Here is a 14,202-nt window from a genome sequence, read left to right as displayed (position 1 = left end):
ACGATGAAGAACCGTATTCAGCTATCCCTGTTTTTGTTACCCGGGTTGCTGCTGTACGTTGCACTGTTCGTATTTCCTACATTGACGGGGCTGTTCTACTCCTTTACGGATTGGGACGGGGTATCCCCGTCGTATGCATTTGTAGGGCTGGATAATTACAAGGACAGTCTCAGTAGCATCGTATTTCGCAAAGCCTTTGGCAACAACGTCGAGTTCATGTTAACGGTTGTCATTGCGCAAACCTTTATTTCACTTGTTCTGGCGCTGCTCCTGGTACGTAACACAAAGACACGCATCGCGCTCCGGGCGCTCTATTTTCTGCCTGCGATTCTGTCCTCTGTATCGGTGGGTTTGATCTGGGCATTTATGTACGATCCTTCCATTGGCCTCATTAACTATGGTTTGAACGAGGCAGGTATGGGGAGCATTGCCCACAACTGGATTGGTGATCCGAAGATCGCCATCTACTCGATTGCCGCGGTACAGGTCTGGGCACATGCCGGGCAGATGATGATCGTGTTTATCGCAGGTCTGCAAGGCATCCCAGCGGAGCTGTATGAAGCAGCACGTATGGATGGCGGCAGCAAATGGCAGGTATTCCGTACCGTGACCTGGCCGCTACTTGCACCTTCGGCAACGATTGTCGTGGCCTATACCACGATTCAATCCTTCAAGGCTTTTGATCTCATTTTCACAATGACGGACGGAGGCCCGAACTACGCAACTGAAATTTTGACGACATATATCTATCACACCGCCTTTGGCAGCTACTCATTTGGCCTCGCTTCTGCGGGTTCGATGATTTTCCTGGTTCTGCTCGCTTTGCTGACGTTATTGCAGTTCAAGGCGCTGCGTGCCGACCGGGTAAGCTATTGATATTGTTGCTGGAGCATTTATCCTGCACAAGAGGCAGAAGGGAGTTCACATGTTTCTAAAGTGGTTCAACCGCCTGATTTTAATGCTGTACGCGCTGCTGATTATCGTACCGCTGTACTTTGTATTTGTTTCATCGTTCAAAACGAGCAGTAACTTCTTCATCAGTCCATTTAGCTGGCCGGACCCGTTTACGTGGGACAATCTCACTGGCATGTTCCGCAACCAGCCGATGTGGCAGTATTTCGGGAACAGTCTGGTCGTAACGCTGGGTACGGTTGCGATTGAGTTATTGCTCAGCAGCATGATTGCGTATGGCATTGTCCGCTGGGGTGGCAGTGTGGGCAAAATTGTGTTTGCTTTGTTCGTTGCAGGTCTAATCGTTCCTTCCCAAGTGAGCATGCTGCCGATCTATTCTCTGACGCGTACGCTCGGGTGGTCGGACAGTCTGACAGGACTCATTGTAGTATCAGCCGCGATGTTAATGCCGGTCTCCGTATTTATGCTGACGGGTTTTATGCGTATGCTGAATGCGGAAATACTGGAAGCGGGCAGTATGGATGGAGCAAGCGAGTGGAGGCTCTATACACGAATTGCGCTACCACTCGCTGCACCTTCTCTGGCAGCTACAGCCACGTTCCTGCTCGTGATGGTCTGGAATGACTTGCTCATTCCGATGCTAATGCTCAGCAGTAAGTCCAAGCTAACGTTACCACTCGCACTCATGCAGTTCCGCGGGGAATACGTGACGAACTATCCGATGATGCTCACCGGTGTGCTAGTAACAGCCATTCCGATGATCGTGCTGTTCATTTTGCTCCAGCGTTATTTTGTAGCAGGCCTGACAGCGGGTTCACTCAAGGGGTAAGGTATGAGGAGAAGATCAACGGATATGCGTATTTTACATTGATTTCTGGATCATTCTGCATAATAATGGTTTAGTGTCAGAATGACTACATAGAGATCAAGGGAGCTATAAGACATGAGCAAACTGGAAGTATTGCGGAATCCCAAGCAGCGCAAGCTGCTGTTCAGTGCCGGCATGAGCTGGCTGTTTGATGCAATGGAAGTCGGCATGATTTCCTTCATCGTGGCTGCACTCGCCAAGGAATGGAGTCTCAGTCCCGGACAAGTCGGGGTGCTTACGAGTATCAACTCCATCGGTATGGCGCTAGGTGCATTGCTTGCGGGGGCACTCGCGGACCGTTTCGGCCGAAAGGCAATTTTGATGTGGACCCTGCTGGTATTTACGATTGCTAGTGGCCTGTCAGCATTGGCGACCGGATTCGCCGTATTGTGTGTACTGCGTCTGATTGCAGGTATTGGCCTTGGCGGGGAGCTGCCCGTTGCATCTACGTTGGTATCGGAGTCGATGCCTACGGCAGAACGTGGACGTGCAGTTGTACTGCTGGAGAGTTTCTGGGCAGGTGGCTGGATTGTATCAGCACTCATTGCCAACTTTGTTATCCCGGAATATGGCTGGAGAATTGCTTTTGCCATTGGTGCCGTTCCAGCGTTCTATGCGCTGTATCTGCGCCGTGCCATTCAGGACCCGCCTCGTTACAAGAACAATACCAAGATTAAGAAAATCACGTTCCGCGAAAAGGTTGCGACCGTATGGTCAGCACCTCATCGCCGTACAACGTTGATGCTCTGGATCTTGTGGTTTACCGTCATTTTCTCTTATTATGGTATGTTCCTCTGGTTGCCGTCGGTTGTTATGGCAAAAGGGTTTACGCTGGTCAAAAGCTTCCAGTACGTGCTGATTATGACGATCGCACAGCTGCCAGGTTACTTCACAGCGGCGTACTTCATTGAGCGGTTTGGCCGCAAATTTGTACTTGTCGTTTATCTTACATTGACAGCAGTAAGTGCGATTGCTTTTGGACTGGCAACAACGGAAGCGACGATTCTGACCGCAGGTATCTGTCTTTCCTTCTTCAATCTGGGAGCTTGGGGCGGTCTGTACGCGTATAGTCCGGAATTGTACCCCACTTCCGTTCGTTCAACAGGTGTGGGTCTTGCCACATCGGTAGGCCGGATTGGGGGCGTGCTTGCTCCATTAATGGTTGGTATGTTGGTTCAGCGTGAGGTTGCAATCAGCCTGATTTTCACGATTTTCTTCGTGACCATCCTCATTGGTGCAGCGGCTGTGCTGTTCCTGGGCCGGGAAACCAAGGGTCTGGAACTGGCTGAATAAATGTCAATAAATACAACGCAACTTTTGTGCGGGTCTGCCTGCCTACGCCTATAACGGGTTGGATAAGCGGCAGAAGGTTGATACAAGAAGAGGCATGACCATGGCGTGACCATGGGCTCATGCCTCTTTTTGCTGTGTGTGGAGTGGATTTTCGCCTGCGCCATCGGTCCGATAGACGTTACTTTTTCTATATCCTATAATGACACTCGGGATGTCCAACCGTGAGGATTCAGGGGGAAGAAGTGGGATCTGGATTCAGAAAAGTGGAGGTTAATCTAATCATGAAGAACAGTAATGAAATGGATCAGACGTGTGAAATGATTGAAAAGAATATGATGAATGAGAAGAATAAAATGAATGAAAAGCAAATGATGAGTGGACAGAATAGCGTGTGCGAACTGATACTTGTGATTGAGAATGTCGGGATGAATGTGATGTACAGCTATAATGGCAACGATAGGATGAGTGAGATAAACGGGAGATATGATGTGATTGATCTTACTCCTATTAGAGAGATGAAAGAAATGAACCAGATGAAGATGACGAGCTATATCTACAGCCTTGATGAAGAGTTTAGATTAGATAGCGGGGATGAGAGGCTTGATCTGCATGATTTGCACACAAGCACTGACCACATGGAACCTATTAACGTCAGCCGAAAAGTCACCCATCGCAGGGGAAGAAAGGCTGGCAAAAGAGCAGGACGAGTCAGTGTGCTTCTTGGTGCCTTCGCGATGGTTCTTGGACTTACGATGGCAGCTCCGTCTGCCGGGGCGCAGAAGCTGGAACAAGGCGTTCGCGGTGAACATGTTCTTCAATTGCAGGAGCAACTAAGCGAACTGGGGTATTTTAAAGCTGGATTGACCGGATATTACGGTTCTATTACCAAAGGGGCTGTCCGTAAGTTTCAGCAGGCTCAAGGGTTGAGTGCGGATGGAATTGCAGGTCCGGCAACACTGAACAGACTGAACAAGAAGGCTGCAGCCCAAGGTAATACGCTGCGCCAGCTCGCGAAGCTGATCCATGGGGAAGCACGCGGAGAATCCTTTGAAGGACAGGTTGCTGTTGGCGCGGTTGTATTGAATCGAGTGCATTCAAATGCATTCCCGTCATCAATTCCGAAAGTGATTTTCCAGAAAGGGCAGTTCACGGCCATAGACGATGGACAGTTTAATACAAAGCCAACCCAGACTTCCTATCAGGCAGCTCGTAAAGCCTTGAATGGCACCGACCCGACACACGGAGCGCTCTATTATTATAATCCGAAAATTGCCACTTCGTTGTGGAGTAAGAGCAGACCAACGTTGCTGACGATTGGGCAGCATGATTTTACAAGGTGAGTTAGGTTAAGAGATATAAGTAATAATTAAAATAATGGTGAACCCCGGTTGTGCGCTGCTGAATGCAGACGTGCTGCCGGGGTTCTGTTGGTTTTGGAGGGGAGTGACAGGGATTTCCTCCGCACCTTTAAGTTGCTCTCTAATTGACAATGATTATCGTTATCGAATATAGTCAAATTGAATTATAAAGGGATTTATTACTGAATGTAGGTTCAGTATGTGGTCAAACGGGGGAGAAAAATAGTGAACTGGGAAGAGTATATTCAAATGTGGGACCATTCATCGATTCAGCTGGTGGATATTCGCCAAATTGTAATAAGTAGCGGGGGGAAGCAGCAATATCATCTCCCAGTCAGTGGTTTTATATATATCGTGCAAGGACAAGGCTCCCTTTGGTTGGATGAGGATATACATATTTTTAAACGGTTTTATCTATTGCATGCAGGAAAGGGAAGTAGGATCAGGTTTGAGGCTGGACAGGATGAGGTGACGTACTATTACATTTTATATAGAGGTAGTATGTCCCCAAAAGCTAGCAAAGAAATTCAGAAGAACTATCTCATGAACAACCCATTTCAGCTACCCTATGCCTACCAGCCTTTTGCTCCGGTTAATCTGTATCGTCATGTCGATTCGATGTATGAGGAATGGAACCGAAGACAGGTTTTTGAACATTTTCATGTGAAAATCTTTTTTTACCAGTTCGTATATACACTCGTCCAGCAGCTTAAGCTTCAAGGAGTTACTTCAAAGGAAAAAGATATGGTAGAAGAGATCATCCAGTACATTCACGAACATTTTAATGAATCTATTTCACTTGAATCCTTGGCTGAACAATGGAATTATAGCATTCAATACTTATCGAAACAGTTCAAACTTCGTACTGGCAGAAGTCCTATCGAATACGTGATTAAGGCGCGGATGGCTAAAGCAAAAGAATTAATGATTCGGACAGATGCCACTGCACAGGAGATTGCTTCAAGTGTAGGTTATAGTGACGTATTTTATTTTACACGTCTGTTCAAGAAGCAGGTCGGGATGACGCCAGGGCAATATAAAAAGAAAATGAAGGAGAGCTTAGGCGATTCAGATAGTCCATGGGAAGGGTTCGTATCCTCTATGGGCAAACATTCTTCTACTTGTTATGTTATTGATGATAATCATTATCAATACAAAACAGAAGGGGATAGACAGATGTATAGAGGAACAAGATCGAAGATGGTATTAACACTTATGTTATGTTTTACATTGATGCTTGCAGCATGCACGAATGGGAACTCCAGTCAAAATAATAGCCAGGGGTCAGCAGGCGGAAATTCAAATCAGAGTGCAGAGTCTACTCAAAATTTGCCTTCCAATGAGGCCAAAGAAGATACGAGCATGCGGAAAGTATCAACGGTCATGGGAGAAGTTAGTGTTCCGACACATCCCAAACGTGTTGTTGTTGACTGGGACTTAGGGCCAGTACTAGCTGTAGGGGTCACGCCAGTTGGAGCGTCCAGTACACAAATGAACTTTGCCAAGTTTCTAAAACCTTATTTACCTGACACGGTTCAAGATATTGGTTTGGAGGGGAGCATCTCTTTAGAGAAAGTATTGGATTTGACTCCAGATATCATTATTACTTGGAATACCGCAGCCTATGAAAGTTACTCCAAAATTGCACCGACCGTTGTGTTTGAGACAAGCAAGTACTCCACGATTCAGGAAGAAATCACGGCCATGGGCGATATCCTGGGTAGACAAGAAGAAGCTAAAAAGTGGAATGAAGATTTTGAAAGACGTACGGAAGCTGCCCGCAATAAAATCAGAAATGTAATTCCTAAAGATGCAACGGTCTCCATTGTGGATTATATTACTGTAGACAAATTTTTGATGGTGATTGGCAATGCAGGCGAGCGTGGAGGAAGAGCTACATACGATATTTTGGGACTAAACCCAACGCCTAAAGTAAAAAGTGAAATCATCGACAAAAAAGAGGACCGTATTGAAGTGTCATGGGAGACTGTAAACGATTATGTAGGAGACTATGTCATTGTGCTTAGTGTTGAAGGCAAAGAGCGACCCAAGCTCCCGGTGACGTGGACATCCTTAGATGCCGTCAAAAATCATCATGTAATTGAGATTGAAATGGAAAAATATTTTGCGGCGGATTCATTCTCATCCCTTTTACAAGCAGAAGATATTGCCGACAAGATCACGAAAATGGCTGCCACTGCTAAATGATTAAATGCTCCAATTGGATTTAGGCTTTCAATGGCAAACTTGAAACAACGCACACCGATTGAACATCAATGCCTATCGTAGCTTAACTATTTTAGTTAGAGGGTACCATCAAAGTCGCCTACATGGCGGCTTTTTTGGCAACATATTCAAATGTACAATAGTAGAGATTTAGAGATTCTATCCAAATGGATATGGGGGGAAGAAAAAAAGGAATAGAAGATACTATTTAATATGGCTATTAACATAATGATGCTCAAATAAGAATCCAAAGCGTAGGAATAAAGGAGGAGTAGCAAGCGCGCTGCTCTTTTTTATTCGTGTTTAGGAATTTATGGAATATGAGTAAAGTCTTATTTTATATCCTTTTTATTGAATTTAAGGATAATGTATAAACAAACATATGTTAAAAGTCGATAAATAGTAAATTAAAGCATCAGAATAAAAAAAAGTAAGTAGGTGAGAGGTCATGACACTCGCGACAATTAGTTACGAGCAACTCCAGATACAGCCTTTTGAGATTCGAATACATCAAGTTGCGATACATATGAAAGTTCATGAGCACGGGAAGTTAAGATTCACTGGGGTCATTCCAGAGGAAAAAGAAGAGCAATACGTACGTATGGCCGATGAGAGCACTCCCGTTGAATTGTTTTATACCGATGAACATGGACAAAAACAGCGGTTATTTCACGGTGTCATTCTGAAGCTCCAGGTCAGAGTGGAAAATCAGGTGTACTGGCTAGAGGCGGAAGCCGTCTCGCATACGCATGCCATGGATATTAAGCGCGTGACACGTTCCTTTCAGAATGCTGCCAGTTTGATTCCAGATGTCATGCAGAAGATTAGCGGGCTCTATCCAGACGGTCAGACATTCAATACGTTTATGGAAAAGAAAAAACTTGGAGCTTATACACTCCAATACCAGGAGACCGACTGGGAGTTTCTGCAGCGATTAGCATCTCATTATCATACGGTATTGATTCCTGTATCAACGGAAAAACGCATTCGTATCTATCTAGGTATACCCGAGCAACGGGATGCAGGCAAGCTGGAAGCAACGCATTACCGCATGTATAAGGACATGCTGGCCTATCAACAAGAAGCGCAAGGTGCTAGTGGCCTTAGTGAACAGGATTATATCCGATATGAAGTTAAGGTACATGACCGAGTTTTGCAACTTGGGGATGAGGTACAGTTTAAAGGGCAAAGACTCAACGTCTTTGAAATTCGGACCGAAATGCAGCAAGGGCTACTTATCCACCATTATGTGCTCGGGCACATGAAATCTGCTTATCAACGTAAGCGATACAACTCACGCCTTGTCGGTGCATCCATTTCAGGACAGATTATGGGCGTCGTGAGAGATGAGGTTAAAGTCCAGTTGGACTGTGATCAGGAATGGAGTCTGGCCACGGCCAATCTGTTCCCTTACTCCACCATGTATGCTTCGGATGATCAGACTGGGTGGTACTGTATGCCTGAGCAAGGGGATAGTATCCGTCTTTACTTTCCTAATGCAAGGGAGGCGGAAGGCATTGCACTGAGCTCTGTTCGCAAGAAAATACCGGAAGAGGCCATCTCATCACCTTCTTCGTCGCCTGCATCGGCCCAAACTACCCAAACTGGAGGTGGTGGAGGAGGGATCACCACTACGGTTGTTCAGCAGGAGCAATTGCAGCCCATTGTGCAATATGACAAGGATTTAAAAGAAGATCTGATGGCCAATCCCAACACCAAATTCCTCCTTACACCGACTGGACAGAAGATTACCTTTGAAGAAGACAAAATCACTATTACTGGAGCCACAGGAGGAGCGACTCTGACGCTGACCAGTGCGGGAACCATTATCCTGAACTGTGAGAACAAGATTACCCTTCAGGCAAGTAAGCAGATTGAAATGGTATCCGAGTCCGTCGTCATGCTAGCTAACCAAATAGATCTGTCAACCAAGGATGGAAACGGCGGCCTAACCATCGACCAAGGCCAGGTTGTCATTAAAGGGATTGAGATCTTAATGAACCAATAAAGACAGTGAGGGGCTAGATCATGCATCAGATGGAGCTGTGGCAGCAGTTCTTGGAACAGGAAGTGCTGCCACTTCGGAATAGCAAGATACAGGAGTTGCACACCTATTATGTTAGGCATCGGCAAGAGATAGTACAGGGAATTGTTCCTCTATTTGACGCCTTCTGTGAACGGGTAAGATTGCAACAAGAACAGGGTGAGCTACAGGCGTGCAGTACGCTGCACGTATCGTTAATGCGGACCAGGCTGAATCAGGGAGATCCGGCTTATATGCTATACGCGAGTGATCGGTACCGTGAGGGGGAGATGCCCGCGAGCGGGTTTCTATACGATGCAAGCTGGATTTATCGTTATATGGAACAGTGGTTCGAGGAATGTGAGAGCAGTCGCAAGAGATATATGAACCGGATTGATCAGGTTGCCCTTCATGCATGGCAAACAGGACAGTTGTATCCCTTTCATGTCTATATGGTACATGCTGTCCGTTATGCAATGGATGACATTCGTAAACTAGATTCATTTCAGAACTTAAACAAGGACATAGAATTTGAAGTTCGTGTTGGTGAATTTCAGGATCATGAGGTGACTGAATCGGTATACCGAATGAATGGGATGCAGCGCAGCTCGATAACTTGTAAGGGTTGGCTGGAGAGCAAGCTGACCAGTGAATACATCTATGAACATATTGCGAGTGTAGATCTTACGCAGGGGGATTATGGGGAAATAGATTTCAATTACGCTCGGTTCGAAGAAGTGAAACTCAGCGGTAGCCACATGGAGGAGACGAGCCTACTGGGAACTCGGTTTATGCGGTGCCAGTGTGATCATGTCAACTTTGGAGAGACGCTTTTGTATGATGTGGACTTTCGAGGGTGTGATCTGAGCAAGGCAAGATTCGATGGTGCTTTGGGTGGCCGCGATACCTTCGTCGATACACATGGACTGTTCTACGGTATGAACGGTGTCCAGTTTCAGGGAGCCAATCTGAATCATGCAAGCTTTCGATATGCGAAAATTGCGGGTGACTTTACAGGTGCACAGCTGGAGCAGGTAGATTTCACCGGGGCTGATCTGGCAGGAAGCCAGATGCTTGTACAAGATCGATTTCGGGTGCAGTTAACTGCTGAACAGCGCGCTGCTATTGAATGGGTGGAGAAGGATTCATGAGTGAAACAAATTACTACGTGATCGAACATGACAGACAGCTTTCTTCCAACGGAGCCAGCCTTCAATGGCCAGAGCGAATGCTTCAAGGTTATGACTATGCTGCTGAAGAGGAAATCGTTTATGTGAAGAGTGGTCAACCCTTTTATTCTTCCAGTATCCTTGCGCAATATCCTTTGCTGCTGCTCAGTGATGAGTTATCCAAGTTCATCATGAAACTTGCACCTGAGATTACTTCTAAAAGAGTTGTGGTGATGAACCTGGAACAGTATAACCAGACATTCTATCACTGGATGGATCTGCCGAAGGCGACGTGTATCGCTCCTGATCTAGCCTTGATCCAGAGCGGGCAGGTTATGAGCATAATGGCTGATCTCAGTGGCCTTGAACAAGAACCTGCATTCCTCGTTCCGTATTATCGGACTCAGCTGGTGATTGTTCGTCTTGAACTGGCAGAACGTCTACTGCGGGCAGGTATATATGGTTTGAAAATCAGACCGATTCAGATCACAGAAGGAGACATGTAGATGGGAGTTACAGATACAATCTTAACGAAGGATACGCTAAACAAGCTGCTTTCCTCCCCCTGGAGGAGTGAAGATACATATGTAACGGCAGGAGCCTATATGCATTGTACGTTTGGAACCCATGAGGAGGTACTGAACAAGCTGGAGCCCAATGGGGTGTACATAAACGGTAGCCCGATGCTAACGGTCGAGGATTGTGCCACGTCCACTTCTGAGCCAGGGACGATTCACGGTATACCTTATACAAAAATGGGACAGGAAATTGACGGGAACTTCTACTCCTTCGGGTATTGCCGGAGTGAGCTGCATCCGATGAAGTTAGCTGAACGTGTCGCAGGCCCCAAATCGGATCCTTCGTACATTATTGACCCCGATCCAACAGAACCAACATGTGGACAGGCTATCTACCCTTGTGCCCCTGGAATTATGCCCACCGCCTCGGCTTCTGCTCAAAGCACATTGATGTCAAAGCCTTCGTTAAGTGCACTGATCGAGGCATTGGCAGGGGCAAAGCCCCAGTGGACCAATGGAAGCCCCAATGTGTCCATTCAGGGAGTACCGGCCCTGACCAGTAAGTCCTGCCTGTTCTGTACATGTGGAGGACAGATACGCTTGTTAACCAATGGCATGGATCCGGCTCCTCCGGAGTTTGCTGTAAGGTAAGGCTGGCATAACGGAGGAGGGTATCGAAATGGATGTTAACTATCAGGGAGATGGATTTGAACTGCAGTGGCCCTACAAGATCAAGGACCTCCGCAGTTTTCGAATTGAGCGAGCTTTCAATGCACATACACGTTGTGTTTTTACAGCCCGCATGAGCGAAGAGGAGGCAGAGCAATGCCTCCTCCAGAGTTCCTTTAACGACAGCCTCGTTCTGCAGAAGCCAACGGATGTCAGACCGGAGGGGTGGTTTGCCGGAGGAATTACCAAAGTCGATATCCAGATGGAAGATGGGATCCCCCTTTTAGAAGTGGAGGCTCTATCACGTACATATATCATGGATATGAAGCCGCGGAGTCGCTCGTATCAGAACAAGCATCTGACCTATACCGATGCGATTCGGCAGCTGGTTCGGAATTATGCCTCAGGAGATGCCCAGAATATGGCGACAAGTGACCAGGCTTCCATAGGTGCTTTGTTGGTTCAGTATGAAGAAACAGATTGGAAATTTCTGAAGCGACTGGCTTCTAGAGTGGGAACCGTCATTTTACCGGACGTCTCCATGGATGCACCTCGTGTCTACTTTGGAGTCCCGGACTTATCCTGGGGTAAAGAGCTACATGTCCGGCGTTACAAGGCCATGAAAGATCGAGCTGTCTATGAAGAGCTTCGAGCTAATGCTGAAGGCAAGGATGCAGAACAGCTAGTGGAAGCCGATTTTGTTAACTACCGAGTAACCAGTGATCAGTATTGCCAAGTTGGCGATGATGTGTCATTTAAGAAACAAATGTGGGTGGTCTCCGAGTCCGTGATCAGCTACTCAGCAGGTTTATTACAGTATGAATACTTGCTGGTAAAGCGCCAGAGTCTGCGCCGAAAATCCCGCCGTAATGATAAACTCCAAGGGATGTCTTTGGAAGGACGCGTGATTAAACGGGCCAACAATATGGTGAAGGTGCATTTAGATATCGACGATGCACATGATAAGCAGGGAAATTGGTGGTTTCCTTATTCGGGAGAGGGCAACAATATCTTTCACTGTCTGCCGGATGAGGGGGCTCGTATTAAGGTCTATTTCCCCAGTGGCACAGAGAAAAAGGCGATGGCTATTAATTCGGTTCGTGGCGGCGGCGAGGAAATGAAGAGCCGGACGGTGTTCCAGAAACCTTCCACAAAAGTATTCGAGATGCCTGGTGAGGCCAAAATGCAGCTGGGAGATGACGGGGTATTATTTGAGAAAGGCACCGTTAGCCTGCATCTGGATGGAGGAAATATCACGCTGAATGCCAGCGAGGATCTTCTCGTTGTAGCAGGAAATCAGATTGAAGCCGGCAGTGGGGGCGAAGAGGGAGTTCTCGAATCTCTTCGAATCCGTGCTGAGCAGGAAATTGTACTCCAGACGAATACGGACCAGTATGTTATCCTGAACGGTAACCGGATGGGGATCCAGAGTGCCAAGGTTGACTTCCAGAAGATCGAAGTGGACTTTGTGGATCTTCTAACCGAAGAAGAGCTGGAAGAGTTGTATGTAGATAAGCTCGCTCAAGGAGAAATTGCGAAACAAGAGATCGATCTATCGCTCCAACTCAAGGCTGCAGTTCAGCTAACGGATGGGCAGCGAGCGGATATTCGTAATCAAGTAGCCGAGACGGCTAAGAGTGATCCGGGAATGAAGGATCAAGCCAAGAACTGGCTGAGCACCATGTCTTCCGATGAACAAAAAACAATCTATCAACAAAAGTATATCAATCAGCCCGCTGTAGAGCCGGAAAAGAAAAGCAAAGCAGAAAAACAGGTCGAACTGGCGAACCAGCAGAAGGTTTACGACCAGATGGACCAGGATCGAACGGCGATGTACGATTGGAAGCAGCAAGCCAAACAGGTGATGGAACAAGGGGGGCAAGCAGGCAAGTCATCAGAGGAAATCCATGCGATGATGCCAGCTCCTCCAGTGCTGAGCGGTCAAGGATCCTCCCAACCGGCTGGATCGAGCGGAAAGCCAGGGATGATCCAGCAGTTCGTGGAAGCTACCGGAATCGGGGGAGTATTGGAAAAGATCAGTCCTTGGCTGGAACAGATGGAACTTGCCTATGGCATACCGCAAAAGCCCGACTACTTGAGTAAACAAACCCAAAAAACGGTATACTTATCCCGATATACGTTCGAAGAGCTTATTATTGGTCCCCAAGTATTGATTGCAGAATTCAACATCTTATTCGGGGTAGTTGCAATTATAGCGGCGATACCAACAGGTGGAGGATCTCTGTACATGCTGGCTGTAGCGGATGCTGCGCTGGGCGTCTCCATGATTGTGGTCAACGCGGAGAAGCTGAATGATCTGAAAAACGGAAACGCCAATACGAATCCAACGTTTCTTGGAATGGATCAGGATTTGCTGGATAAGTTGGGTATTACGTTGATGGTTGTAAACCTGGCTATGCTGGCCAAGCATGGGTTAAATAAGGCAGCGGACAAGCTGGTTAACAGTAAGAACAGTTCGGCGATGGGTGATACATGGGCAGCTTGGAAGCAGCAGGTTCAACAAGATCCAGCGGTAGCTAGCGGTAAGACTGGACCGAAGATTACAGCTAAATCCAAGCCTTCTAGAGAGACGCTGGGCGGTCCTGGTAAGAATCGGCCTTTCGATGAGTTTGATGACTCGCATCTATATGATGAGGCTAGTAAGGGACGGACAAGCGCAACTACTGAGGGAACTGGTAAAAATGTATTCACTTATGCCGCTGATTTCGAGGATCATATAATTAACGTGCAGGGTATTGTGAGAAAGAAAAATAAAGGAGTTGTTGGGGGACATAATAGGGAAAACTTCGAAAAGGCATTTACGGATGAAGGATGGAGTCTTGAAGATTGTATAATTTATGAAAGAAAGCACCCTTACATTGATGGAATTACAGAGATGAAATATGGAATTCCGGCTTTAGATAGAGAAGGGAATATTATTGTGGGTGAGTTGAAGAGCATTCCAAAACCGAAAACCGTATATGATCCCCAAAAGATATCGGATGCAGATATTATCAAGTGGGGGAAAGAGGCTATGGAAAATGGTGAAATGGATGGACGTGTAGTTAGAGGAAGTGCATCTAATGGTTTAGAGTTTGAGGGATATATAGATGAAACGACAGGAGAAATAACGAATGTATTTCCTATAGTTCCAAGAAATGAGTAG

At 46.7% G+C, this 14,202-nt stretch carries 10 protein-coding genes; all 10 read left to right on the top strand.

What is annotated here, in order from left to right; all coding sequences use genetic code 11:
• Positions 1-3: 3 nt before the first annotated feature.
• Positions 4-876: a carbohydrate ABC transporter permease gene (locus G3352_RS06490; protein ID WP_175480658.1), complete on the top strand. Its 873-nt coding sequence runs from the start codon at positions 4-6 to the stop codon at positions 874-876.
• Positions 877-925: 49 nt separating this feature from the next.
• Positions 926-1,741: a carbohydrate ABC transporter permease gene (locus tag G3352_RS06485; RefSeq protein ID WP_163755133.1), complete on the top strand. Its 816-nt coding sequence runs from the start codon at positions 926-928 to the stop codon at positions 1,739-1,741.
• A 114-nt stretch (positions 1,742-1,855) separates the two neighbouring features.
• A complete protein-coding gene (locus tag G3352_RS06480; RefSeq protein WP_076288250.1) occupies positions 1,856-3,073 on the top strand; it encodes an MFS transporter in 1,218 nt (405 codons plus the stop codon).
• Between the two features lie 281 nt (positions 3,074-3,354).
• Entirely contained in the window at positions 3,355-4,413 is a 1,059-nt protein-coding gene (locus tag G3352_RS31080) for a cell wall hydrolase (RefSeq protein ID WP_240342968.1), read from the top strand.
• Between the two features lie 519 nt (positions 4,414-4,932).
• A complete protein-coding gene (locus G3352_RS06470) occupies positions 4,933-6,639 on the top strand; it encodes an AraC family transcriptional regulator (RefSeq protein WP_205524738.1) in 1,707 nt (568 codons plus the stop codon).
• Positions 6,640-7,105: 466 nt separating this feature from the next.
• On the top strand, positions 7,106-8,665 hold the full coding sequence (locus G3352_RS06465) for a contractile injection system protein, VgrG/Pvc8 family (protein ID WP_163755129.1): 1,560 nt from the start codon (positions 7,106-7,108) through the stop codon (positions 8,663-8,665).
• 20 nt (positions 8,666-8,685) lie between these two features.
• Complete coding sequence (locus tag G3352_RS06460; protein WP_163755127.1) at positions 8,686-9,831, top strand: pentapeptide repeat-containing protein; 1,146 nt, start codon at positions 8,686-8,688, stop codon at positions 9,829-9,831.
• On the top strand, positions 9,828-10,355 hold the full coding sequence (locus G3352_RS06455) for a hypothetical protein (protein WP_163755126.1): 528 nt from the start codon (positions 9,828-9,830) through the stop codon (positions 10,353-10,355). Before G3352_RS06460 ends, G3352_RS06455 begins: the two co-directional genes overlap by 4 nt.
• Entirely contained in the window at positions 10,356-11,018 is a 663-nt protein-coding gene (locus G3352_RS06450; RefSeq protein ID WP_063565632.1) for a PAAR-like protein, read from the top strand.
• Positions 11,019-11,046: 28 nt separating this feature from the next.
• The gene (locus G3352_RS06445) at positions 11,047-14,202 is read left to right on the top strand and encodes a CdiA family toxin C-terminal domain-containing protein (RefSeq protein WP_163755124.1); all 3,156 of its coding nucleotides are present in this window, start codon (positions 11,047-11,049) and stop codon (positions 14,200-14,202) included.

This window comes from Paenibacillus sp. ALJ109b, assembly GCF_010747435.1.
In the GTDB taxonomy this organism is placed as follows: domain Bacteria; phylum Bacillota; class Bacilli; order Paenibacillales; family Paenibacillaceae; genus Paenibacillus; species Paenibacillus taichungensis.
The sequence above is the reverse complement of the archived record's forward strand: the minus strand, read 5'-3'. Positions and strand labels throughout refer to the sequence as shown.

Excerpts from the sequence above, each read along its gene's own strand:
- G3352_RS06460 (WP_163755127.1), top strand. The coding sequence starts at position 8,686 with ATGCATCAGATGGAGCTGTGGCAGCAGTTCTTGGAACAGGAAGTGCTG.
- G3352_RS06470 (WP_205524738.1), top strand. The coding sequence starts at position 4,933 with ATGTCCCCAAAAGCTAGCAAAGAAATTCAGAAGAACTATCTCATGAAC.
- G3352_RS06480 (WP_076288250.1), top strand. The coding sequence starts at position 1,856 with ATGAGCAAACTGGAAGTATTGCGGAATCCCAAGCAGCGCAAGCTGCTG.
- G3352_RS06485 (WP_163755133.1), top strand. The coding sequence starts at position 926 with ATGTTTCTAAAGTGGTTCAACCGCCTGATTTTAATGCTGTACGCGCTG.
- G3352_RS06465 (WP_163755129.1), top strand. The coding sequence starts at position 7,106 with ATGACACTCGCGACAATTAGTTACGAGCAACTCCAGATACAGCCTTTT.
- G3352_RS06455 (WP_163755126.1), top strand. The coding sequence starts at position 9,828 with ATGAGTGAAACAAATTACTACGTGATCGAACATGACAGACAGCTTTCT.
- G3352_RS06490 (WP_175480658.1), top strand. The coding sequence starts at position 4 with ATGAAGAACCGTATTCAGCTATCCCTGTTTTTGTTACCCGGGTTGCTG.
- G3352_RS31080 (WP_240342968.1), top strand. The coding sequence starts at position 3,355 with ATGAAGAACAGTAATGAAATGGATCAGACGTGTGAAATGATTGAAAAG.
- G3352_RS06450 (WP_063565632.1), top strand. The coding sequence starts at position 10,356 with ATGGGAGTTACAGATACAATCTTAACGAAGGATACGCTAAACAAGCTG.
- G3352_RS06445 (WP_163755124.1), top strand. The coding sequence starts at position 11,047 with ATGGATGTTAACTATCAGGGAGATGGATTTGAACTGCAGTGGCCCTAC.